Source organism: Stagnihabitans sp. (assembly GCF_964946895.1).
Genome location: NZ_CBBQHX010000005.1, coordinates 117076 through 141236, shown reverse-complemented (window position 1 = coordinate 141236; position 24161 = coordinate 117076). Strand labels below are relative to the sequence as shown.

General features: G+C 63.9%; 19 protein-coding genes and 2 tRNA genes. 8 read left to right on the top strand and 13 right to left on the bottom strand.

What is annotated here, in order from left to right; translation table 11 throughout:
* Positions 1-47: 47 nt before the first annotated feature.
* Together AC1Y2B_RS05065 and AC1Y2B_RS05060 are read left to right on the top strand one after the other, a co-directional pair.
* Entirely contained in the window at positions 48-5174 is a 5127-nt protein-coding gene (locus tag AC1Y2B_RS05065; RefSeq protein ID WP_482251974.1) for a hypothetical protein, read from the top strand.
* Positions 5175-5192: 18 nt separating this feature from the next.
* Positions 5193-5903, top strand: a complete 711-nt coding sequence (locus AC1Y2B_RS05060; RefSeq protein WP_482251973.1) for a CpXC domain-containing protein — start codon at positions 5193-5195, stop codon at positions 5901-5903.
* 46 nt (positions 5904-5949) lie between these two features.
* On the opposite strand, the gene AC1Y2B_RS05055 is transcribed toward AC1Y2B_RS05060, so the two are convergent.
* The 5 genes from AC1Y2B_RS05055 to AC1Y2B_RS05035 all read right to left on the bottom strand — a co-directional run bounded on the left by AC1Y2B_RS05055 (position 5950) and on the right by AC1Y2B_RS05035 (position 12546).
* Positions 5950-7692, bottom strand: coding sequence for a hypothetical protein (locus tag AC1Y2B_RS05055; protein ID WP_482251972.1), 1743 nt, complete (start codon positions 7690-7692; stop codon positions 5950-5952).
* Between the two features lie 120 nt (positions 7693-7812).
* The gene (locus AC1Y2B_RS05050) at positions 7813-8454 is read right to left on the bottom strand and encodes a DUF3726 domain-containing protein (RefSeq protein WP_482251971.1); all 642 of its coding nucleotides are present in this window, start codon (positions 8452-8454) and stop codon (positions 7813-7815) included.
* Positions 8451-10106 (bottom strand): hypothetical protein, encoded by a 1656-nt coding sequence (locus tag AC1Y2B_RS05045; RefSeq protein WP_482251970.1) that lies wholly within the window; start codon positions 10104-10106, stop codon positions 8451-8453. The genes AC1Y2B_RS05050 and AC1Y2B_RS05045 overlap by 4 nt, the downstream gene beginning before the upstream one ends.
* Positions 10103-11098, bottom strand: coding sequence for a membrane dipeptidase (locus AC1Y2B_RS05040; protein ID WP_482251969.1), 996 nt, complete (start codon positions 11096-11098; stop codon positions 10103-10105). The genes AC1Y2B_RS05045 and AC1Y2B_RS05040 overlap by 4 nt, the downstream gene beginning before the upstream one ends.
* Positions 11095-12546: an aldehyde dehydrogenase family protein gene (locus AC1Y2B_RS05035; RefSeq protein WP_482251968.1), complete on the bottom strand. Its 1452-nt coding sequence runs from the start codon at positions 12544-12546 to the stop codon at positions 11095-11097. Before AC1Y2B_RS05035 ends, AC1Y2B_RS05040 begins: the two co-directional genes overlap by 4 nt.
* Positions 12547-12925: 379 nt before the next feature.
* On the opposite strand from AC1Y2B_RS05035, the gene purU reads away from it, so the two are divergent.
* A complete protein-coding gene (gene purU / locus AC1Y2B_RS05030; RefSeq protein ID WP_482251967.1) occupies positions 12926-13810 on the top strand; it encodes a formyltetrahydrofolate deformylase in 885 nt (294 codons plus the stop codon).
* Positions 13811-13905: 95 nt separating this feature from the next.
* Here purU and AC1Y2B_RS05025 read toward each other — a convergent pair.
* From AC1Y2B_RS05025 to AC1Y2B_RS04995, 7 genes are all read right to left on the bottom strand, one after another.
* Positions 13906-13981 (bottom strand) — tRNA-Val (locus tag AC1Y2B_RS05025).
* Positions 13982-14085: 104 nt separating this feature from the next.
* On the bottom strand, positions 14086-14442 hold the full coding sequence (locus tag AC1Y2B_RS05020; RefSeq protein WP_482251966.1) for a hypothetical protein: 357 nt from the start codon (positions 14440-14442) through the stop codon (positions 14086-14088).
* 229 nt (positions 14443-14671) lie between these two features.
* Positions 14672-17260 carry a spermidine synthase family protein gene (locus tag AC1Y2B_RS05015; protein WP_482251965.1) on the bottom strand — a complete coding sequence of 863 codons (2589 nt, stop codon included), beginning with the start codon at positions 17258-17260 and terminating at the stop codon, positions 14672-14674.
* Positions 17261-17274: 14 nt separating this feature from the next.
* The gene (locus AC1Y2B_RS05010; RefSeq protein WP_482251964.1) at positions 17275-18144 is read right to left on the bottom strand and encodes a protein-L-isoaspartate O-methyltransferase family protein; all 870 of its coding nucleotides are present in this window, start codon (positions 18142-18144) and stop codon (positions 17275-17277) included.
* A gap of 154 nt (positions 18145-18298) precedes the next feature.
* Positions 18299-19159 (bottom strand): protein-L-isoaspartate O-methyltransferase family protein, encoded by an 861-nt coding sequence (locus AC1Y2B_RS05005; protein WP_482251963.1) that lies wholly within the window; start codon positions 19157-19159, stop codon positions 18299-18301.
* A 161-nt stretch (positions 19160-19320) separates the two neighbouring features.
* Positions 19321-19395: transfer RNA gene (locus tag AC1Y2B_RS05000), tRNA-Val, on the bottom strand.
* A gap of 12 nt (positions 19396-19407) precedes the next feature.
* A complete protein-coding gene (locus AC1Y2B_RS04995) occupies positions 19408-19902 on the bottom strand; it encodes an HU family DNA-binding protein (protein ID WP_482251962.1) in 495 nt (164 codons plus the stop codon).
* A 315-nt stretch (positions 19903-20217) separates the two neighbouring features.
* On the opposite strand from AC1Y2B_RS04995, the gene AC1Y2B_RS04990 reads away from it, so the two are divergent.
* The 5 genes from AC1Y2B_RS04990 (at position 20218) to AC1Y2B_RS04970 (ending at position 21660) form a co-directional block, all read left to right on the top strand.
* Positions 20218-20427, top strand: a complete 210-nt coding sequence (locus AC1Y2B_RS04990; RefSeq protein ID WP_482251961.1) for a hypothetical protein — start codon at positions 20218-20220, stop codon at positions 20425-20427.
* Positions 20428-20537: 110 nt separating this feature from the next.
* Positions 20538-20747 carry a hypothetical protein gene (locus AC1Y2B_RS04985; protein WP_482251960.1) on the top strand — a complete coding sequence of 70 codons (210 nt, stop codon included), beginning with the start codon at positions 20538-20540 and terminating at the stop codon, positions 20745-20747.
* 116 nt (positions 20748-20863) lie between these two features.
* On the top strand, positions 20864-21070 hold the full coding sequence (locus AC1Y2B_RS04980) for a hypothetical protein (RefSeq protein WP_482251959.1): 207 nt from the start codon (positions 20864-20866) through the stop codon (positions 21068-21070).
* Positions 21071-21140: 70 nt separating this feature from the next.
* The gene (locus tag AC1Y2B_RS04975; protein WP_482251958.1) at positions 21141-21347 is read left to right on the top strand and encodes a hypothetical protein; all 207 of its coding nucleotides are present in this window, start codon (positions 21141-21143) and stop codon (positions 21345-21347) included.
* A 106-nt stretch (positions 21348-21453) separates the two neighbouring features.
* A complete protein-coding gene (locus AC1Y2B_RS04970) occupies positions 21454-21660 on the top strand; it encodes a hypothetical protein (protein ID WP_482251957.1) in 207 nt (68 codons plus the stop codon).
* 85 nt (positions 21661-21745) lie between these two features.
* Here AC1Y2B_RS04970 and lon read toward each other — a convergent pair whose 3' ends face one another.
* Positions 21746-24154, bottom strand: coding sequence for an endopeptidase La (lon, locus tag AC1Y2B_RS04965; RefSeq protein WP_482251956.1), 2409 nt, complete (start codon positions 24152-24154; stop codon positions 21746-21748).
* Between the last annotated feature and the right edge of the window lie 7 nt (positions 24155-24161).

Below are 24161 nucleotides of genomic sequence, written 5' to 3'. Positions count from 1 at the left end.
ACCGGCCTCGCGTCACCCCGGACTGACTTTGAGGAGGAGGTTGCACTTTGGCCGACAATGATTTGACCGACAAGCAGATCAGCTTTCTGGAAAAATACTGCTCGATCGACGTGCATTTCCAGAAGAAGAAAGCCGCCGAAAAACGCGCCGCCAAAGAGCAGGAGTTCCGGCTGTTCAATGCCGCCGCCGCAGGGACCCGAAAGGCCGCGGCAAATCTGGTGAACGCCGAAACCGGTCGGCAACTGACCGAACAGATCAAGCTGGCCCAAACCATCCTTGAGGGCAAGGGCGGCAAGACCGACCTCAACGGCGCGTTGAACAAGCTGAACGAAATCAATGGGCTGATCGACCTTTCGCAACTGCAGTCCGATTGCGATGACCGCCGGGCCCTGCTGAGGATACCGGTCGAGGAGGCGCTGGCCAAACGGCCCGAAAATCGTCTGCTGCTGCAGGCCACCTGGGAAATGGCCAATGAGCGGGCCGCCAAGGGCGGCAAGGCCGACCTCGTTGCCGCCATGACGATGTACACCAAGCTGGAAGGACTGATCGCCGGGGCCAAGCCCGGATCGCCGCAAGCGGTGGGATCGGTTGCCGACAGCAAGACGGCGCTGACCGAAGATGCCCGGCGCAAGGCTGAACTGGCCAGAATGAAGCCGCTGCAAACCCGTCTGGATCAGATCGAGACGCGCTGCACCGCCGCCTTTGCCAATGTCTGGCCCCCGGCCCTGACGCTGGCCCGCGATACCGCGCACGGCGCGCTGACTGTGGCCGACACCGATGATTCCACGGCCATTGCCAAGAAGGTGACCGACGCCGAGGCCCCTGTGACAGACTTTGGCGCCAAGGCGGATCAATTTCTGCTGGACCACGCCGCCTATGAAAAGGCCCGGCAGGCGGCACAATCGGCCCTGACCGACATGAAGGCGCACAAGCAGGCCGGCGACGTGACCTATATCGCCCCCGAGATTACCAAACTGGACAGCGCCATGGCGACGGGGGTGCAAAAAGCCAACGCCTTTGACTTTCCCGCCGCCCTGACCGCGGTCAAAGAGGTGCCGGCCAAATGTGCCGCCCTGTTCAAGGTGGCCGATGACGTGGCCGAACTCGCCGCCGTCAGCGCCGTGCGCGAGACGCTGGTGGGCACGCTCTCGGCCGCGCCCAAGGCGCTGGATGAGGTGCGGCTGGCGGTCGAGGCTGCCGAAAAACTGCTGACCGATGCCAAATCCGCCACCACCGCCGGCAAGCTGGCCGAGGCCGTGGCCAAGTACGACGCCATCCCCGCCGCAGTGGAGAAGGCGCGGATCCTTGTGCGCCATGCGGAGGAGTTCGATGACCAATATCAATGGCTTGAAGACGGCCTGACCGACTTTGAGAAGGAAACCGGCGAGGTGAAGGCCGGCATTGCGCCCAATCTGGCAATCTTCAAGACCCAGTTGCAGGCCGCCAACACGCTCAGCACCACAAACATCGCCGGGGCCATTACCAAGATGACCGGCTTGGGATCCTTGCGCGGCGCGCTCGTCTCCAAGATCGACGAAATCAAGACCTATCTCACCGACAAGGAAGAATTCGAGGACCGCCTGAAAGAGATCAAGGACCGCGACGGTGTCGAAGGCCGCGTCGCCATCGAGGATTTCTACCAACGCCTCTTGGCTGACAAAACCCGGGCAGAGGCTTTGGTGGCACCGGGGGCCAAGATCCGCGAATGGGCGATGGCCTCCAGGATCGTGACGGCGTCGGCCGGTCTGCAGGCCGAAAAGCTGGCTTTGGCGGATGTCGCCAAGGACTATCTTGCCTTGCACAAGGACCTCGACACCCAGATCAAGGACCTGAAATCAAAGGACAATGGCATCGCCGCCCAACCGCTTGCCGGGGCCGAGGCCCTTCTGGCCAATGCCGTGGCGCAAAAGGATGCCAAGGACTGGGAAGGTGCCGTCGAGACATTGAACCTGTGCAAGGCGCAGGTGGCCAAGATCAAATCGGTCAAGGTGGCGGCAGACAAGGTGGCCAATGCCAAGACCGATCCGGCCTTTGCCACCATCGCCACCAACTTCAACGCCGCCTACGCGGCCTATGGCAAAGCCGCGCAAGCGGCGGCGGGCGAGGACGGCGCGGGCACCTTCACCTCGCTGCGCTCTGCCGCGGCCAACAAGGCGACGCAGGCCCGGGCTGCGGCCACCGGCACCCCCCCGAACCCGACCCAGGCCGAGGCCCTGCTGAAACAGGCCATCGACGACTGCGGCCGCGTGATCAAACTGGCGGGTGAGCGGGCGGCCTTTCTGGCCATCGAAACGCCGGTCGCCAAGGACATCACCGACCTGCCTGCCGAGAATGTCGATGACGTCATCACCGATGAACTCGATGCGGCCGACAATCTGATGCAGACCGCCGACACGCAAAACCAGGCGCCCGGCTTTGGCTACGGGGCCAGCATCGGGCTGGCCATGCAGGCGCAGGCCCTGATGACCAAGGCCAAGCGCAAGGTCGCAGCCTTCAATGACATGATCGCCGACCGCGATGCCGTCGAGGATTCGATCGCAGAACTGGATGATGTGGCGCTGCAGCCAACCCTCGCCGCCGAACTGAAGCGGATGAAGGACCTCAAGACGGAAATCACCGACCTTCTGAAGGCGGGCGAGGCGGCCAAGGCCAAGATCAAGGCGGCAGAGGGCGCCAAGCTGGCCCCCGCCTACACGGCCGTGGCCGAGGATCTGATCGAAGCCGAGCGGGTCTATCAGCAGTGGCTGCTGGACAAGATCGACGAAGTCGAGCTTGAGGGCACCCCGGCCGAGATCACCGCCTATGCCAAGCCCGAAATGGACGAACTTCTGGAGTTGAAGACCAAAGGCCGCGACATCATGACGGCCAAGGCGTTCAAGGCCGTCCAAAGCATCGCCACGCAAGCCTATCACACCGGCGAAGCGGCCAAGGCGCTGGTTATTGCCGGCAAGGCCTATGAGCCCGTGCGGGTCCAGAGTGCGGCCGAATTGAAGAAGCTGACCGACCAGCGCCCGATCGACAACGCCTTCATCGAAGACCAGATCGCCGCCCTCGAAGCCCGCTATGCGGCGGCGCTGGAGCAGGCCAAGCTGCGCAACTTCGGCGGCGCCAAGAAGCGGCTCGATCCTTTGGCAGCCGATTGTCTGGCGCTGGGTCCGACCCTGGTGGAATATCAGGCCTACCGCACCGCCCGCACCGACGCTGGCAAGGCCTTGGCGGACCTGAGCAAGATCAACGACCACGAGGCCATCGAACCCGCCGTCGCCCGCCTGCGCGGTCAGCATGCGGCGGGGGTCACGCTGGGCGACAAGGGCGACTTCCAGGGGGCCAAGACCGAATTTGACCTGCTGATCGCAGGCTGCGCCACGGCCAGGAAGACCGCCGAGGATCACCTCGCCTTCGGCAAGGTGATCGAGGATGCCAAATCCGCCCCCTCGGGCGATGAAGCGGCGCTGAAAAAGCAGATCGCAGCGGCACGCCAACGGGTCAAGGACCAGCAAAAAGACCCCGAGGCGCTGTTCGTTCTGGCCGAAATCATGGGGGCCAAGGCCGATCTGGACGAGGCCGAAACCCTGACCACCGACGCCACCGCCTGCGTCGCCAAGATCAAGGACGCGATGGATGCCTGCGCGCTGGCCCGGCTGGGCATGGGGCTTTACGCCCAACTGTCGCAATCCGAGGCCAAGGCGCAGAAGGACATCTCGGACCTGCTGGCCTTGCCCATGGCAGCCTTTGTCCGTGATGGGCTGACCGGGCTGCAAGGCAGGCTCGACAGCGCCATGACGGCGGTCCGCAGCGACCCCGGCCCCGCAAAACGTGCCGAGGTTCAGGCGGAAATCGAAGCCGTCCTCAAGGACTTCCTGCGCCTGAAGCTGGCGGCGGAGGCGCAGGTCAAGCATGTGGCCCTGCGCGACGCCATCACGGTGGAACTGGCAAGGATGGACCGCCACGACCAGCGCTTTGCCATGAAGGACGACATCGCCCTGGCCCGCCAGATGATCGCAACCGCCGATGATCTGGCCGAAAAGCACAACCACCCCGCCGCTTTGAAGCGCCTGCAACAGGCGCAGGAGCTGCAGGAATCCGCCCTTCTGAAGGCCGAGATGGCGGGTGACAAGGCGCCGGACCCGGCCGCAATCAAGAAGATCCTGGCCCGCGAAGACGGGTCCAGGCAGCTCGACGCCCTTGTTGCGACGCTATCGGATGTCGCCAAGAAGAAGGTCCTGCGCGTGGCCTTCGAGGCCCGCTATGGCTGCCGGCTGGTGATCAACAAGCCCGTGGTCGATCAAGCCGCCATCAACACCTTCACCACCAACAACCCCACGGCGACACAAGAGGAAATCGACGCCATCACCGAAGAGAACACCACCTATCCCGATCAGGCCGATGGCGATGGCAAAGGCCCGAACATCCAGCGCTTCTACACCGCCATGACCGCCCTGCCCGACAGCGACACGCTGGACAACGACTCCATGCTGGAATTCGAGGCGACCGAGGGCAAGGCTACCGGCTCCTACTATGGCGGGCCCAAGCGCGTCACCATGCGCGAGGGCGAGTTTGGCGACAGCGGCATCTATGGCGTCGGTCTGGAACACGAACTCAGCGAGATCGAACCCGATTGCAAGCCGGTCCCCAGTGAGCCGATCACCTATTTCAACTGGAACACCCTGCATGAGGTGGGCCATGCGGTGGACGACAAGAAGGGCTTCATGAAGACGCGGGGCAAGGCCTTGGCCGGATGGGAGGAATACGGCGGCAACACCCTGCCCATCGCCCGCCTGGTGGCGGCGCAGTACAAATACGATGCGGGTTATGTGGCCGATTACATGTCAGGCACCAAGGAACCGCCGATCCCGGAACCGGCTGGCGGTGCCACGCCGGAAGACTGGGAGAACAGCCGCGTCCAATGCCGCATGTGGGTGGACCGGGCACGCAACGATGTCAGCCCGTGGTCGTCGGATGCCTCGGCCAAGGCGGTGGCGATCGGCGGCACGGTCTATCAGGAAAGCTACAGCGGCGTCTGGACCAGCTATCCCTTGAGCGAGCGCAAGAAGGGTGTCAGCGGCTATCAGTTCCGCGCGCCGGGGGAATGGTTCTCGGAACTTTACGCCGCCTTCCACACCGGCAAGCTGAACCCCAAACATCCCGCCGCAAGCTGGCTCAAGGACCTTTAAGCAGGAAAGGCTTACGCGATGTCGCTGTTTACCAACTCCAACGTGACCTGCCCGAACTGCCAGACCGTGGTCAACATGCCGGCCGTGGGCAGCGTCAATGCCGACCGCAGACCCGATTTCCGCGACGCCATTCTGGACGACACCTTCCAGATCACCACCTGCCCCGCCTGCCACGAAGCGTTCCGGCTGGCACCGCTGTTCAACTATCTGGATGTTGGCCACGGCCAGTGGATTGCCGGCCTGCCCGCCCCACGGGCGCTGGACTGGCCCGCGGTCGAGGATGAGATCGGCGGGGTCTTCGACGCCTCGTTCGGGGCCAATGTCCCCGCCGCGGCGCGCGAGGTGGCGGACCTGCTGACGGTGCGGGTCTGCTTTGGCTGGCCCGCGATCCGCGAAAAGATCTACCTGCGGGCCGCAGGCCTCGATGACGTCACGGTCGAGATGATGAAGATGGACCTGATGCGCCGCCTGAAGGATGCCCCCTTTGTTGCGGGCACCGACCTTCGGGTGGCAGAGGTCGATGACCGGGTGTTCCGCATGGTCTGGGTCGATGCCGAAACGCAGGCGGTGCAGCAAAGCTTCAACGTCAAGCGCGGTCTTTACGATGATATCCTCGCCAAGCCCGAGGCCTGGTCGGCCTTGCGTGCGACGCTGACGGATGGGCCGTTCGTCGACATGCAAAAGCTGTTTCTCGGCGAAGGCCGCGCTACCGCGCCGCTCGTGTCCTGACCGGCGTCACGGGCTTTTGCTGTCTGGGACAAGGCTTGGCCCCGGCTCAGGCCGCCAGCACCTTGGACAGGTCCGCCATCACGCTGCGCGCCGTTGACGCCACCGCGACAGAGACAAAGCCATTGTCCTTGTCCACCTCGGCAAAGAACGGGTTGGACAGTTCCGCCGCATAGGCCGCCAGAAGCTTGCGGGCCTCGCCGCGCAGCTTGACGCGCTCGGGTCCGGGCTGGGAATTGACGATCTCGTCCAGCTTGGCCTCCAACCGGTCATCCAGCCCGTCAAGATGGTGAAACAACGGGCTGAAGTCACTGGCCGCGCCCTCCAGCCCGTCGATCCCGGCGAAGGTGTCGGAAATGGCCTTTTGCAGCTTGCCCAGTTCGGCGCGCAGGGTCTGGCGCGTGGTGGCCCAGTTCAGCCGCGAGGTGGCAAAGGGGCGCACATCCTCCGGGATGGCCTCTTCAAACGCGGTCTTGCCCTGCTTGGCGCCCTCCGCGATCATCCCCGCCACCTTGGCGAGGTTTTCCATGGCCTTGGCATGGTTTGCCGCCGGCACCTGTTCGGCGACCAGATGGAACAGCATGGTCATGGCGTTCACATCGGCGACCTTGCCCTGTGCGGCGGCAGCGGCAACCAGCGGGGCCAGCCGATCCACCTCGGCCTGCAGCTTCAGGCCGTCCGCGACCCGGGTCAGGTCTGCGTTTGCAGCCCCCGCATCGCCCGAAGCCACGGCTTGGCCGACCCTGTCCAGCACCGCCAGCAGTGCGGATTTCGCATCGCCGCCGGGCAGCGCCGCAACCTCGGCGCGCAGCTTGCCCTCAGCCGTGGCAAGCTTGGCCATGGCCGGATCCGGCGCGGCCTTGGGGGCCTCGGCGGTGGAGGCGCTTTCGGGTGCCGCCGCAGCGCTGCGCGCCGCCGCCTGCGCGGTCGACGCCGCGATCTTGCCCAAAGCCGCCGTGATCTTGCCCACCTCAGCCGCAGCCTCTTTCAGCGCGCCGGCTTTGACCAGCCCGACGGCCGCGGTGAACATCTCGGTCAGCTTGACGCCGACCGGGCCTTGCAGCGCCGTGACCTGCGGCTTGATCTGGCCCAATTGCTGCACCAAGGCCTTGGCGTCGATCTCGGGCACATCGGGGGCGGCGCTGTCGGCAGGCTTGGCAACCGAGGCCATAAGCTGGACCAGCGATTTCAACGCCTTGATTGCGGCATCGAACTGCGCCGTGGCCGCCTTGCCCAAGGCGAAGTCACGCACAGCGGTCAGCTTGGCGGCTTCGGACCCGGCTTTTCCAAGCACGGCGGCCAATTTCGGCTCCACTTCGCCCCAGGCCGCATCCCACTGCGCCCTGGTCGCCCCCGGGTCCTGGGCCGAGCCGCTCGCTCCGACCTCGGGCGTCGCGGACGGCCCCGACGCGGGGGCGGAGGCGGGTGCCGCCTCCTCGCTCTCACGTTCACCGGCGGCATCTTCCTCGACCACGAAGGTGAAATCCAAAGACACCTGGATCATGTCCTTGAACGCGGTCTTGAGCAGTTTGGCCACATTGCCCGCCGGCTCTTCGGCGCAGGTGATGGTGGCGTCCTTGCCGTCAATCTCGATCCGCCCGGCGATGATCTTGACGGTCTCACCCTCGGCCTTGGCCTGCTTGGCCAGCATCGTCGGATTGCGCTTGCGGTCCATCTTGATGATGGTGCCTTCCGGCGTCTTGCCCAGACAGATGCCGATATTGACCGGCCCCTTCTTGGCCACCGCAATCATCGCCTTGATGTCCTTGATGTCATCATCGCTGTGGGGCATGGCGTCACATCCTGTCCTGAAAATCGGCAGCCTGAGAGGCGAGCGGCAATTGCTGGGTCAAGATTAGCAAGGCCCGACCGCCAAAAGCAACTGTTTGTCAGCCCCGATGCAGCGGGCCGGTCAGATGTCATCCCTCCCGGCCGCGCCCGCATCCCGCCGCGACTGGTCAGAGGCCGGAACATAGGTGCGCCAGATCAGCCGGTCGAGAATGCCTGACGTCTCTGCCGAAAGGGCGTGCCTGAGCGGCGCCAAGGCCGAAGGTCGTGCCACGGCAAGGCTGACACGGGGCGCGCGTTCGGCCAAAAGCCCCTCGGCCCCGGTCACGGTCAGCAAGACACGGTCCGATACGACAACTTGCGTCGATCCCCAATCCACCAGAACCGCGGCGCCGCTGCGGGCGGCTGCATTGGCCAAGGCTGGCAGAAGAAGCGCCGGGCAGGCCACATCGGTCAACTGGACCGGACCCTGCGCTGCGCCTTCGGGCAGGTCGAAATGGTCATTCAGCGCGGCACCCACCACAATCGGACAAAGCGGCTCTGTCCCGGTCGAGGCCCAGAGCCGCCCTGTCATCGTCAGGACGGGCCTGGACACGCGGTCCATCCGGTCCAGATGCGCCGCAAGCAACGTCAGCCCGGCAATCCCCTGCCCTTCCAGCCAGCGGGCGGCGAAGGCGGCTTCTTCGGCCAGCCCCCAGTCGAATCCCGCCCCACGCGCCGCCTTCAGCGCCATGGCCTCCACCTCGCTCAGCGACAGCATCGTCATGGAGATGCCTCGCCGGCCAGATCATCGGGATAGGGCAGGCCCTGAAACAGCGCGATGCGGACCCAGCGGTCGGACCTTGGATCAAAGTGGCTGGCCCCGAAGAAGGCCAGCTTGCAGCGCAGGATGTCGATGGGCAGCATATCCGCCGCCAGCAGGTTGTCCTGAAGCTCCATATAGGGATAGTGCGCCGATTGCTGGACCCGCCGCACCATGAAGCGGTGTTCGGGATGCGCCAGCAGGAACCGCGCCATCGGCAAATCCCCCGGCCAATCCGCAAGCGCACCGGCCAGCGCCGCAGCCATCCGCCCAATGCCGATCGGCAATTCCAGCGCGGCCCCGTCCTCGTGAAACCTGTCCCCCAGCCGGGGTTCAAGCTTTTCTTCCGACACATACCAGAACCGCGCCGCGTTCTGTGGCTGGTCATAGTCGGTCTCCAAAGCCCAAGCATAGCGCTGCACAAGGCCCGCGCGGAAGGCAGCCACCGTCTGCGCCCCCTCAAGCGCGAAGGCCTTGGCCTCATCGGCGTCCATGCAGTCGGCCAGACCATCAATCAGGTCACCATGCGGCTCCAGCATCAGGGCCACCAGCGCCTCCTGTCCCTCCAGCGACAGGGTCTCCTGCCCCCAGTGCCACAAAGCCTGCCACGGATCTGCGCCCGCCGGCACGCCCTTGGCCGCAATCCGCGCCAGATCCGCGCGCAGACAGGCCAGCCTGGCCATCTGCACCGGATGATCCGAGACCCAGCTTTGCGCGTTTCGCATCGCCTCTTGCAGGGCGGCGTGAAAGGCCGCCACGGTCTGCGCTGTGGCCCGCGGCTGCGCCCGGACGCGCGCGAAAGCCTCTTCCCGCACCATCACCCAGTTGTTGAGCAGCGTGGGATGCCGGATCAGGAACGGGGCCAGCCCCAGCCCTGTGGAATTGCCCACCCCCAGACGGCGGCGCAGCGCCGTGTCCAGCCGCACCGCCTTGGCCCCGCCTTGGACGGCGGCCAGATGTTCCACCAGATCCACCGTGAAGCTGCGCGTCAGCCAGACCGACAGCATCTCGGCCTGAAACGGCGCGCGCAGTTCGGGGCGGGTTGCGATCACGGCGCGGTCCGCGGCACCGAACTTGCCCGAGCCATAGACGGCGGTGGTGCGCATCAGATAGCCCACCGCCTCGATCTCGGCGGCATCGGGCTGCTGGCCTGACGCCAAGCGCGCCACCACATGGGCAAAAAGCCGGACCGAGCGGTTGGCCCGGCTGAGCGACAGTTCCGACGAGGCAATACGGCCCGCTTCCTGAAGGGGAACATTGGCTTGCAGCCGGTCAAGGTCAGCCGGGGTTGGGGTGCCATCGAACAGCGCAAAGGTGGCGTCCCAGGCGGTGGCAATCACCCGGTCAGACCGCATGTCATCGGGCAGATCATGGGCGAAGGCCACAAGGCTGTAGGTCCGTTCCGGTCCCATGGCGCGATAGACGGCGCGGCCTACACCCTTGGCGTCAAGCTCGAAGACCGGGCGGTCGAAGGTCCAACCCTCGCGCCACATCCGGCGCAACAGCACGCGCAGAAAGGACAGCCGCGTCGGATGGGCGCTGCCCAGACGGGCCAGACGCATGACCTGCGCCGGCGGACGGCGACAGGCGGACGGGCCTGCGGGGTCGGGGATCATGGCGCGGACCTTTCAGGGCCGAAACTCGTCTCGAAAAAGCGCAGCCAATTGCCGCCCATGACCGCCGCAACCTCGGCTTGCGCCATGCCGATCGCGGTCAGCCCCCCGGCGATGGCGCCAAAGTGGCGGTTGTCCTGATACCAGCTTGGCATCGGCGGAAAGCCCGGCGCTGCGGCGCTGCCCTCGCCATAATCCACCTGCCTCGTCCAGCGGCCAGAGCGCATCCACGCCACCACGCTGTCGGGCTGATCCTGACACAGGTCGGTGCCAATCGCCAACCGCTCCACCCCCATCAGGTCTGCGGTGCGGGCGATCATCTCACAGAACGCCGGCAGCGTGCAGTGGCTGCCCCCCTTCAGGTGATGCGGATAGAGCGAAAAGCCCAGCATCCCCCCGCTTTCCGCCAAGGCCCGCAGAACCGTTTCCGACTTGTTGCGCTTGGCGGGATGCCAGGCTGCGGGATTGGCGTGGCTGATCACGATGGGCCGGGTGGAATGCGCGATCACCTGCAGGGTCGAGCGTTCGGCGGAATGGCTCATGTCCACCACCAGCCCCACGCGGTTCATCTCGGCCACCACCTCGCGGCCCATCCGGGTCAGGCCCATGTCCTCGGCCTCATAGCAGCCGGTCGCCAACAGCGACTGGTTGTTGTAGGTCAATTGCAGGAAGCGCAGGCCAAGCGTGTGGAGCACCTGAACCAGCCCGATGTCATCCTCGATGCAGCTGGGGTTCTGACTGCCGAAGAAGATCGCGGTGCGGCCGGTGGCGCGGGCAAGGGCCACGTCGGCCGCGCTGCGACCCTGAAAGATCAGGTCGGGAAATCGGTCGAACCAGCGGTTCCACGCCTCGATGTTCAGAACGGTTTCACGGAAGGTCTCGTGGTAGGTGATCGTGACATGCACCGCATCCAACCCACCCTGCCGCATCTGGCGAAAGATCTTTTCCGACCAGTTGGCATACTGCAGCCCGTCGATCCGAAGGGCGGGGGTCATTCCGGCGCCCCTGCGGCCACGTAGGCGGTCTTGACGGCGGTGTAGAATTCCGCCGCATAGGACCCCTGTTCGCGCGGCCCGAAGCTGGACGACCCGCGCCCGCCGAACGGCACGTGATAATCCGTCCCCGCCGTGGGCAGGTTCACCATGACGCACCCCGCCCGCATATGGGCGCGGAAGTGGCTGGCGCGGGCCAGTGACCGCGTCATGATCCCCGCCGTCAGACCAAATTCGCTGTCATTGGCCACCGCCAAAGCCTCGGCATAGCTGTCGACCTTGATGACGCAGGTGATGGGGGCGAACATCTCTTCGCGGTTGATCCGCATGTCGTTGCGGGTTGCGGCAAAAACGGTGGGGGCCATGAAATAGCCCTCTGTCGGCCGCTGCAGCCGCACCCCACCGGTCAAAAGCGCGGCCCCCTCGGCCCGGCCAAGCGCCACATAGTCAAGGTTCTGCGCCAGTTGATCGGCACTGACAACCGGGCCGATCTGCACCCCCTCGCCCAAGGCATGGCCAACCGTGAAGGCCTCCGCTGCCTTGACCAGCCGATCGACAAATTCATCATGCACCGCCGCATGCACGATCAACCGCGAGGCGGCGGTGCATTTCTGCCCGGTCCCGCCAAAGGCCGCATTGGCCGCATGGGTCACCGCCAGCCCCATATCGGCATCGTCGAGGATCAGCATCGGGTTCTTTGACCCCATCTCCATCTGCACCTTGGTCATGTTGGCCACAGCCGAGGCCGCAATGCCGCGCCCGACAGGCACTGACCCGGTGAAACTGATCGCATCAATGCCGCGATGGTCCACCAGCCGCTGGCCCACTTCGCGCCCCGGTCCGGCCACCAGATTGAACAGGCCAGGCGGGATATCCTGCCGCACGATGATTTCGGTCAGCGCCACGGCCGAGGCCGGGGTCAGGTTGGCAGGCTTCCAGACCACGGCATTGCCATAGGCCAGCGCCGGGGCGATCTTCCACGACGGCGTGGCCACCGGGAAATTCCACGGGCTGATCACCGCCACCACCCCAACCGGTTCGCGCCGCACGTCAATCTCGATCCCCGGCCGCACGCTTTGGGCATGATCGCCGATCACCCGCAGCGCCTCGGCGGCAGAGTAGGTGAAGAACTGGCCCGCGCGAAACACCTCACCCTTGGCTTCGGGCAGCGTCTTGCCCTCTTCGCGCGCCAGCAGGCTGCCAATCTCGGCCGCACGGGCCATCAGTTCGGTGCCAATCGCCATCAAGACGTCATGTCGCTTCTGGATGCCCGCAGCCCACCAGATCGGCTGCGCCTGACGTGCCGCCGCCACCGCCTCGTCCACCTCTGCAGCACTGGCCTGCGCGTAATGCCCGATCACGTCCGACAGGTCAGAGGGGTTGCGGTTTTCCAGCGTGGTCGCACCGCTGATCCAGCGGCCCGCAACATGGTTGCCTGTGTGTCGTGTCATTCCAAGTCCTGCCCCTGGCGTGCCGCCACGGTCTGCGAAGACTCAAAGGCCGCAACTTGCTGAACCGCAGAATGCGGCGCAGCGGGCTGGGATGCAATGAAAACCCAAAGGACCGGCGGGTTTGACCGCCCGAACGCGGCATCCGCCGCTGCCACGCGCCTTGGGCGTGGTATCCGCTGCAGGCCCTGGACCGCCGCAATCACAGGCACCGCGATGATGAAAACGGCACAGCCCCGGGCTTTGCGTCAGCCAATTCAGTTCGCGGCTTGCGTGCTGCATCCCGAAGGCCGCAAATGCCCGCAAGACCCTCCGCCCCCAGACCAAAGCCTCCAGACCAAAGCGCCACCGGCAGAGGGTCCGCAGAAAGGGAACGCCCGACATGACCAACTTCGCCCTGCGCGTCCAATGCGCCTCGACCCGCGGCATCGTCGCGGCCATCTCGACCTATCTGGCCGAGGCCGGCTGCAACATCACCGACAGCGCCCAGTTCGACGATCTGGAAACCGGCAACTTCTTCACCCGCATCAGCTTCCGCTCAGAAGAAGGCCGCAGCCTTGCCGATCTGCGCCAAGGCTTCACCCCGATTGCCGACCGCTTCGCCATGCAGGCCGATTTCTTCGACGAGGCCGCCAAGCAGCGCGTCCTGATCATGGTGTCGCGCTTCGGCCACTGCTTGAATGACTTGCTTTACCGGTCGCGCATTGGCGCCCTGCCCATCGAAATTGTCGGCGTGATCTCCAATCACCTCGACTATCAGAAGACCGTCGTGATGCAGGACATCCCCTTCCATCTGATCAACGTCACCAAAGCCAACAAGGTCGCCGCCGAGGCAGAGCAGTTGCGCATCGTGCGCGAAACCAAGGCCGATCTGATCGTGCTGGCGCGCTACATGCAGGTGCTGTCCGAAGACATGTGCCACGCCATGTCGGGGCGGATCATCAACATCCACCACTCGTTCCTGCCGTCGTTCAAGGGGGCCAATCCCTACAAGCAGGCGTTCGAAAAGGGCGTCAAGCTGATCGGGGCCACCTCGCATTACGTGACCGCCGATCTGGACGAGGGTCCGATCATCGAACAGGACACCGCCCGCGTCACCCATGCCCAGTCGAACGAGGACTATGTGAGCCTTGGCCGCGATGTGGAATCCCAGGTGCTGGCCCGCGCGATCCATGCCCATGTCCATGGCCGCGTCTTCCTGAACGGCTCCAAGACCGTGGTCTTCCCCGCCTCTCCGGGGTCCTTCGCGTCAGAGCGCATGGGCTGACCGCAAGCTGGCCCGTCCCACAGCGACAAAGCACAAAGGCGGCAAGGCCCGTCACAACAGGGCCTTCCGCCAGTGGTACGCTTCTGTCGGGGAAATGGTGGGTGGTGACGGTCTCGAACCGCCGACATTCTCGGTGTAAACGAGATGCTCTACCAACTGAGCTAACCACCCGCAGCCCGCCCTTTAGCCAAGGTTCGCCGGATACGCAAGCGCATCTGTCCCCTTGGCCAGGACGACAGTCTGGTCGAACAGGTCGTGTCCGTCAGACCTTGGCTTCAGCTTGGGCTGACATGCGCCACGATCACGCAGGGCAGCATGTCCTTGGAACGGATCGCCTCGCAATTGGCAAGCGCCTGGCTGTCAGCGTCCGCCAAAGACTTGGCCCCCGCCGACACCCCGGTCAGAACTGAGCGGCGCGCATCCGAGACCTTGATAAAGAACGCATTCGGAACAATCGGTGCCGCCATCGCGGCATAGGGATCTGCGCTGGCCGCCCATTGTTTCACCACGTCCAACGAGAAATTTGCCACCCCCTGAACCATAATCAGGTTGTGCCCCTTGGCCACTTCATCGGCATAGGCCGGGGCGCAAAGGCTTGCAGCGAACAGTGCAGACAATACGAAGCTTTTCATGTTCAATCCCCTCCTTAAACGTGCCCACCAAGCACATTGGGAGATTTCCTTTTGAATTCCCTTTGCGCTGCGGTCAAGTATCTTTGGCGCACCGGGCTAACATAAGGCAGCCTTGGTGAATCGAAAGCGAAAATTACGGCGCTTTGGTCAAGGCCACGGCATGGGCGGCAAAGGCCGCCCAACGCCATCGAATCGGGCAGGGCGGGCGCCGGACGCCCCCCTTTCCGCGTCAGGACTGGCTTCGCACCAGCCGCAGGAAGGCCAGCATCGCCAGACCATAGCCCAGGGCCGCCACCTCCAGCACCGCCGACAGCCCGAAGGTCACCGCAATCAGCGGCACCGCCGCCGCCCCGATCACCGAAAAGCTGCCGTTGATCCCCCAGGCCCAGACGAACATCTGATCCCGCCCCCGCGCGGCCAGCCAGTTCATCGCCGTGGCCATCGGGAAGCCCATCAGGAAGGCCACCGGCGCGACAATCCCAAGACAACAGGCGATGCGACCCAGGTAGGACAAGGCGCCAATCGCCTCCAGCGCGGCGGGCAAGACCAGCGTCATGGCCGCCAGACACAGCGCAATCGTCCCCATCAGAACCGGCAGGATGCGCCCCGCGTTGGCGATCTTCTCGGCCACCCAACTGCCAAGGCCCGAAAACACCAGCATCCCCGACAAGACGATCGAGGCGGCGATGGTCGGATTGGTCAGCGCCCGGGTGAACCAGCTGATCAGCCCGACCTCGACCGTGATGTAGCCAAGGCCAAGACAGCCGAAATAGACGATGATCGCCAGCTTGCCGCGCCCCATGCCGGCGCGCCCGCCAAAGATCATCGGCGGCAGGATCAGCACGGCGGCGGCAAGGCAGGCCACGGCCAGCGTCGCCCACAACAGAAGATAGCCCCAGTCGTCCTGCACCGTGTCCAGACGGTCCAGCGTCTTGGTCAGATCGGCGGGGCGGATGTAGCCTGCGAAATAGGGCCGGTCGTCGGTCAAGGGTTGCACGTCAAACACATACTGCGACGTCACATCCGCCGCCCCGCCCTGCACCAACCCCTGCCAGATCAGCCGCGCCAGCGTGGTCGAGGGTACGGCGCTCTGGCTGCCATCGTCGGGCGAGTCAGAGGCATTTGCCGTGCTGGCATCCGCCGAGGCCGAGGCGTCCCCCGCCTTCGGCGCATCGCCAGAGGTCGGCGAATCCGCCGTGCCATTGCCGAAGATCGAGGCCTGATATTGCGCCAGTATCCCCTTGCCCTCGGCCGGATCGAACACAAAGCCGGGGGAATAGACCTCGTCGAACGACAGATCGGCGGTGTGCTGGCGCAGGGCCGTGATCTCGGCCTCGGTGAAGCCGCCCTTCTTGTACAGGACCGTGGTGGTCGACAGGTAGCTTTCGCTGACAAACAAGGACTTGGCCCAGTCACCGCCCGCCGCCTGTGCAGCCTTGGCCATCGTGGCATAAAAGCGCAGCACCGATTTCGGCGGTTCTTCCTTGTTCCACAGCGTCACCGACAGCACGCCACCGTCCGCCAGCCCATGGATATAGGCTTCCAAAGCCTGCTGCGTATAGGCGTATTTCTCGGAAATCGCGAAACCGCCCGGGTTGGACAGGCCGACCGAATCCGCAAGGCTCAGGTCGATCACGTCATAGCGCTGATCGGTATGGGCCAGAAACAGCCGCCCGTCATAATCCACCACCTTCACCCGCGGATCGGCGAGGATATTGCCGGTGGCCTCTTTCAGTTCGGGCGCACGAAAGGCGCGCAGCACCTCGGGGTTGGCCTCGGCGAGGGTGACCTCGGACGCCCCGGCGTTCAACGCCGTCATCGCCGAAAGCCCGCCGCCGAATTGCACCACAAAGGTCTTGGCCTGCGGTTTGACGATATAGGGGTAATACATCGGCAGGTATTGGTAATAGGCCGCATCCTCAGCCGGCAGGGTGCGCATGATGCCCGAGGGCCCCTCGCCGTCGATGAACATGCCGACATAGGTGTTGGCGGGCAGCTCGGGCACGTTGAAGGCCGCGTTGTCCGACAGGCCGGGGGCGAAGTGCATGTAAGAGCTGGAATAGACCTGCAGATCCCCGAAGGGCGAGATGCTGCGGTAAAGCCGCTTGGCATCGGGGAAATTGCGGGCATAAGACACGCCCTTGTAGGACGACACCGCAATGTCCGGCACGCCAAGGGCGGCAGGCAGCGTCAGATAGGCGGCCAGCACCACACCAGCCCCCACCACGGCCACGCCAACCTTTGCCGGCTGCAGCCCGATCCACAAAACCAGCGCCACCGCCCACAGCACCAGCGGCGCGATCAACAGCCTTTCCGGCGGCAGCACATAAAGCGCACCCAGAATCGCCAGCCCTGCCAGACCAGACCCCAGCAGGTCGGCAAAATACAACCGGTTGAAATGCTCTTTGCCCTGCCGGAACACGATGCCCAGAAAGAATGCACCCGACAGGAACGGCAGCAGATACAGCAGGAAATTCGCCAGCAGCCGCCACTTCTGCATCGGATCCGAGATCAGGAAGATCGCGTTGAACGGCACCATCTGCGCCACAAGGTTCGCCGCAACCGCCAAAGGCCCGACCAGCACCAGCGCGGCAAGGGCTGCGCCCTGTCCGTGCCGGTCCAGCCAGCCCTTCATCAGGAAGATGAACACGCTCGCCATGCCAAAGCCCAGCATGGCGAGACTGACAACCAACGAGCCGAAATGGCTCCAGGATCCGACCGCGAACACCCGCATGACGGTGATCTGCAACGCAATCACCGCCCCGGCCAAAGTCCCCACCGCCCCGTAAAGCCGCAGGCCCCGGGGTGCGCGCGTCACCGTCGAACTTTGGGTCAATTGTTGTGTGTCCCGACGATCTTGCCGTCTTCCAGCTTGGTGAAGGGCACGAAGGGCACGACCGACCCGTGATAGATGTCAGACCGCGCCACGGTGAACTTGCCATCCGCCCCCAGCGTCTTGACCACCTTCAACACGTGCTGCGCCCCCGGAGGCCCGACCGGGATGACCATCACGCCATCGGGCTTCAGCTGTTCCAGCAAGGGCGGCGGCACATGGTCGATGCCACAGGTGACGATGATCTTGTCGAACGGCCCGTTTTCCGGCCAGCCATAATACCCATCGTCATTCTTGCGCTGCACGGCTGAAAACTCGGTATAGCCGCGCGCGATCAGGTCGGCATAGATGCCGCCCGTGCGTTCAAACAAGGGCTTCACGATTTCAATCGAATTGACCTGATCGGTCAGATGGCACAGGTAGGCCGACTGGTAGCCAGAGCCGGTGCCGATCTCCAGCACCTTGTCGCCCTTTTGCACCTGCAGGACCGAGGTCATCCGTGCCACCAGACGCGGGCCCGAAATCGTCACGCCAAAGCCGATGTCGAGGAAATCCGACGCATAGGCCCGGTCCAGATTGCGCTTGAGAACGAATTCCTCGCGCGGGGTCATCAGGAAGGCGCGCTTGTTGGGATCGTCGTACAGGTCCTTGTGCTGAACGGTGTTCAGGAACAGATCATAGCGCTGGCCCAGAAAGGTCGGGTCCTCGCCGCGCGTCTTTACCATCCAGTCGATGTAGGCCTGACGGTCGTCCATCGGCGGCATCGCCGTCCAGTCGAAGGGCGTCGGAACCGCAGCTTGCGCCAGATTGCCATACCCTGCCGCCACGGCTGCCAAAGCGGTTCCAGCCAGAAATGACCGTCGATTCATCAGTTTGTCCCCGTCATCATGCGTTGTTGCCTTGCGCCCTTGTCCACGGCGTTGCTTCCAGACACCAAAGCGACCGGTTCGCCAAGTCAATGGCTTTTTGAACCTTGCTCCTGATTTAGGCAGCGGGGGCCGCACAAATCTAGGTGATCATGGGTCAGTTGAAATGGGTTCCGACGATCTTGCCATCCTGCAGCTTGGTCAGCGGCACGAAGTTCACGACCGATCCATGGTAAATGTCTGACCGCGCCACCGTGATCTTGCCGTCCGCCCCTTGGGTCTTGGTCACCTTCAAGACATGCTGCGCCCCCGGAGGGCCGACCGGAATGACCATCACCCCCTCGGGTTTCAACTGCTCCAGCAAGGGCGGCGGCACATGGTCAATGCCGCAGGTGACGATGATCTTGTCAAAGGGCGCATGCTCCTCCCAGCCATAATAGCCGTCATCGTTCTTGCGGGTGATGGCGGAATATTCGCTGTAACCCTTGGCGATCAGGGCCTCGTAGACCCCGCCGGTGCGTTCATAAAGCTTCTGCACGATCTCGATCGAAAACACCTGATCGGTCAGGTTCGACAGATAGGCCGACTGATAGCCCGACCCGGTCCCCACCTCCAGCACGCGCTCGCCCCTCTGGGGGTCGATCGTGTTGGTCATCCGCGCCACCGAATGCGGCCCGGTGATCGTCACCCCAAAACCAATGTCGAGGTAGTGAACCTGATAGGCCCGTGACAGGTTGGCCGCCGTGACGAATTCCTCGCGCGGGGTCATCAGGTAGGCGCGCTTGTTGCGGTCGTTCCAGATGTCGTCATGGGCGATCAACTGCAGGAAACGATCAAAGCGCTGACCCAGAAAATCCGGATCCTCGCCCCGGTTGGCCACCATCCAGTCGATGTACTTGGCCCGATCGTCCATCGGCGGCGTGGCGGCCCAATCATAGGGCACCGGCACCGTGGCCAAAGCCAGATCCGGCGCGGCGGCGGCGGCCGCGCAAAGGGCAAGAAAGGTTCTGCGGTCCATGGGGCTCACTCCGGCTGCCATGACCAAAGGCGTAACGCTTCGGGCGCGAAAGGTCCCAGTCAAAAGCGCGTGAAGCCAGACGATTGCGCCAGACATGCGCCCGGCTCACAGCAAAACGGCGTCGTCTTTCGCAAAAGACGACGCCGTTCTGGCGGAGATAATGGTGGGCGATAACGGATTTGAACCGCTGACATCTTCGATGTGAACGAAGCGCTCTACCGCTGAGCTAATCGCCCGATGGCGGCTACTTAGCCTTGATCGGAATCCTCCGCAAGAGTGTCTTTCTCTTCGCCGGCATCAGATTTCGGCTTGGCCTTGCCCGCCTCGCCCTGACGCAGCTTCAGCGTCGCCACCGGGCTGTCGGCCGTCGCCTTGCGGGCGACGCGCAGATGGCCAAAGCCTTGCAGGTTCAGGCTTTCCCCCCGGCCAAGGGCTGCGCCGATCTGTGCCAGCGCGGCCTCGACGATGGATTTCACATCTTTCTTCTTGCCACCCGAGACCTCGGTGACCCGGTCGATCAGGTCCTTGGTCTTCAAGACCGCCGTGTCGCGCCCGCCCAAGGTGTGGACAAGGCCCGCAGTCCCCTGCCCTGCGTCCACCGGATCCTGCACCAAGGCCGCGGCACCGGCCGTCTTTTTCGGCCGCTGGGCAGATTTGCCCGCAGCCTTGGGCCTTGCAACCCGCGCCGGGGTGTCTTCGTTAGATTTGGCGGCCATGGCGATCATCCCCAGATTGGTCTGCATTCTCCCCGACCCTATCGCCTGGCCAACCGAATGCAAACAAGTGTTACAGCCTGTCGAAGGTTGGTGATATTTCCCTCACATGGCCTATCCACCACGCCAAAGCGCGTTTCCCTGCGACCAATTTGCCCAGTGTCGCAATCCTTTTTCGCAAAACTATTCAAAAGTGTTTCTGACCGATCATTCTGGTCCTAAATCTTTGGAACAGTGGCATCGCGGGCCGACGAATCGTTCTGCCGATCCTTGCGTCTCGCTATGGCCGCTGCGCTGTCGCCTTTTGACAGCCCGGTATAACTTGACGTTCACAGGGAGATTAGAATGCGTCGTTTCCTTCTGGCCGGTGCCGCGGCACTTGCGCTTTCGGCTTCAGTTGCCAATGCCGGCGGTGTCAAAGAGGCTGTTGTAGCCCCGACCGTCGTTGCCAAAACCACAACCTCCTCCAGCGCGGGCGGCTTGGTCGTGCCGTTGCTGTTGATTCTGGTCCTGGTCGCCGTTGCATCCAGCGGCAGCAGCACGCCGATTGACTGAACCTTCTGCGCAGCCGTGCGGGCGAAGGCCGCGACAGGCCCGCCCGCATCTGCCGCACCAGGATCGCCCGGCCAAGGCCGGGTTCAACGGATGATCAGATGGAGATCACAATGCGTCGTCTTATTCTTGCAACTGTGGCCGGATTGGCCCTGACGGCCACGGTCGCGCAGGCCGGTGGCGTGAAAGAGGCTGTCGTGGCCCCGACCGTCGTCGCCCAGACCGCCACCTCCTCCAGTGCGGGGGGATTGGTCGTGCCGCTCTTGCTTATTCTGGTGCTGGTCGCCGTGGCGTCCGGCGGCAGCAATTCCGTCGTGCGGTGACCCGGTGGCCCGTCGCGGCAGGATGACCCGTCCTTCTGCCCCGGCGGACCCCACCCGGGGCTGCATTCTCAGCAACCGTCAGCAGGCCTGAACCTGTTGCACCAAAGGAGATCATGATGCGTCGTTATATTCTGGCTGCCGTGGCTGGACTTGCCCTTACCGCTTCGGTTGCCCAAGCCGGCGGTGTCAAAGAGGCCATGGTGGCCCCGACCGTCGTGGCGCAAACCACCACGTCCTCCAGCGCGGGCGGACTGGTCGTGCCGCTCCTGCTGATCCTCGTGCTGGTGGCCGTGGCCTCCGGCGGCAGCAGCAACCCGACCTGACCCTGACACGGCCGGTCTTTTCACGCCGGCCTGTGGCAAAGTTTGACCTGATGAAAGAAGGATAATCCCCATGCGTCGTTACATTCTTGCCGCTGTCGCGGCCCTTGCCGTCTCGACTTCTGTCGCCCAAGCCGGTGGCGTGAAAGAGGCCGTCGTGGCCCCTGCGGCCGTGGCCCAAGCCACCACCTCGTCCAGCGCAGGGGGGCTTGTGGTGCCCTTGCTCTTGATCCTGGTTCTGGTGGCGGTTGCCTCGGGCGGCAGCACACCGAACGCGTGATCGCTGGCGCGTTTCGCAACCGATCACCTGTTGCGAAACGCGGCAATTCGCGCAGTATGGCTTGGGTCGGCAAACACTTCAGTTTGCCCCCCAGAAGGAGTTCAACATGCGTCGTCTTGCTTTGGCAGGTGCTGCGGCACTTGCATTGTCTGCCTCCGTGGCCACGGCAGGTGGCGTCAAGGAAGCCGTTGTCGCCCCGACCGTCGTGGCCCAGGCCACCACGTCCTCCAGCGCGGGCGGCCTTGTGGTCCCGCTCTTGCTGATCCTGGTTCTGGTTGCTGTGGCCTCCGGGGGCAACGGCTCGCCCGGCTGAGGCTGGCACCGCCAAGGCTTGGGTCATCCGGCTGGACGCCCCAGCCCGCAAAAGCAAAAGGCGCCCCGCGGGGCGCCTTTTTCACTCAATGGGCGGTCGGGCTCGCCACCTCGTCCCGTTTGGCCTGACGGGCGGCGGCGGCGGCATCCTCTGCCTCCTGATCCCACTCGACCGGCACCGGGTCCCGCACCAGCGCGATCTTCAGCACTTCGCGCACGTGGCTCACCGGGATGATCTTCAGCCCCTGCTTCACGTTCTCCGGAATATCCACCAGATCCTTGGCGTTTTCTTCCGGGATCAGCACGGTCGTCATGCCCGCCCGCAGTGCGGCCAGCAGCTTTTCCTTCAAGCCGCCAATCGGCAAGGCGTTGCCGCGCAGCGTCACTTCCCCAGTCATCGCCACGTCCTTGCGGACCGGAATGCCCGTGATCACCGACACGATCGAGGTCACCATCGCCAGACCAGCCGAGGGCCCATCCTTCGGCGTCGCCCCTTCCGGCACGTGGACGTGAATATCCATCGTCTCGAACTTCGGCGGCTTCACCCCAAGGGCGGGGCTGACCGAGCGAACATAGGAACTGGCTGCCTCAATCGACTCCTTCATGACGTCGCCCAGTTTCCCGGTCGTCTTCATGCGGCCCTTGCCCGGCAGCTTCAGCGCCTCAATCTGCAGGATTTCCCCACCGACCGAAGTCCAGGCCAGGCCGGTGACAACACCAACCTGATCTTCCTTCTCCGCCAAACCATGGCGATAGCGCTGCACGCCCAGATATTCCTCAACCTTGGCCTCATCCACCACAACCGAGGTGGTCTTGGCCTTCAGAATATCCGTGATGGCCTTGCGGCCCAGCTTGGCGATTTCCCGTTCCAGATTCCGCACGCCTGCTTCCCGGGTGTAGTACCGGATCACATGAGTCAAAGCGGCATCCGAGACCGAGAATTCGGTCTTCTTCAACCCGTTCGCCTTGATCTGCTTCGGGAGCAAGTGGCCCTTGGCGATCTCAAGCTTTTCGTCTTCGGTGTAACCCGACAGCGGAATGATCTCCATCCGGTCGAGCAGCGGTCCGGGCATGTTGTACGAGTTGGCCGTGGTGATGAACATCACGTTGGACAGATCGTATTCCACTTCCAGATAGTGGTCGGTGAAGGTGCTGTTTTGCTCCGGATCCAGAACCTCCAGCATCGCGGACGCCGGATCACCCCGGAAGTCCTGCCCCATCTTGTCGATTTCATCGAGCAGGATCAGCGGGTTGGTGGTCTTCGCCTTCTTCAGCGCTTGGATGATCTTGCCGGGCATGGAACCGATATAGGTCCGACGGTGACCGCGGATTTCAGACTCGTCGCGCACGCCACCCAAGGAAATCCGGATGAATTCACGCCCGGTCGCCTTCGCCACAGACCGCCCCAAGCTGGTTTTACCCACGCCCGGAGGACCGACGAGGCACAGGATCGGCCCCTTCAGCTTGGCCGAGCGCGCCTGCACCGCCAGATACTCGACGATGCGTTCCTTGACCTTGTCCAGACCGTAATGGTCCAGATCCAAGACCTTCTGCGCCTCGATCAGGTCTTTCTTGACGCGGCTCTTGGTGCCCCACGGAACCGACAGCAGCCAGTCCAGATAGTTGCGCACCACCGTCGCTTCCGCCGACATCGGCGACATCGCCTTCAGCTTCTTCAGTTCCGCTTCCGCCTTTTCACGGGCTTCCTTGCTGAACTTGGTCTTGAAGATGCGCTCTTCCAGTTCGGCCAATTCGTTCTGGCCGTCCTCGCCATCGCCCAATTCCTTCTGAATGGCCTTCATTTGCTCATTCAGATAGTATTCGCGCTGGGTCTTCTCCATCTGGCTCTTGACCCGGGTCTTGATCTTCTTCTCGACCTGCAGCACGGACATTTCGCCCTGCATATGGCCGAAAATCTTCTCAAGCCGCTCGGCCACGTCCAAGGTCTCAAGGATTTCCTGCTTCAGGGAAACCTCGGCCCCCAGATGCCCGGCCACAAGGTCGGCCAACCGGGCCGGCTCATGCGTGTCGGAAACGGCCTGCAAAGCCTCTTCGGGGATGTTCTTCTTGATCTTGGCGTAGCGTTCGAATTCATCGGTCACCGACCGCACCATCGCCTCGGCCGAGGCCTTGTCGCCCGGCACTTCGTGCAAGCGTTCGGCCTTGGCCTCGAAGAACGAGGCATTGGCGACAAACTCGGTGATCTTGACCCGCGCCTTGCCCTCGACCAGCACCTTCACGGTGCCATCGGGCAGCTTCAGCAGCTGCAACACGTTGGCCAAAACGCCCACGCGGTAAATGCCTTCGGTGCCCGGATCATCGACCGAGGGGTCAATCTGCGAGGACAAAAGGATCTGCTTGTCATCCGCCATGACTTCTTCCAGCGCGCGGACCGACTTTTCGCGGCCCACGAACAAGGGGACAATCATATGCGGAAACACCACGATGTCGCGCAGCGGCAACACCGGGTAGCTTTGTGACAACTTGTCCGTCATCTTGGTT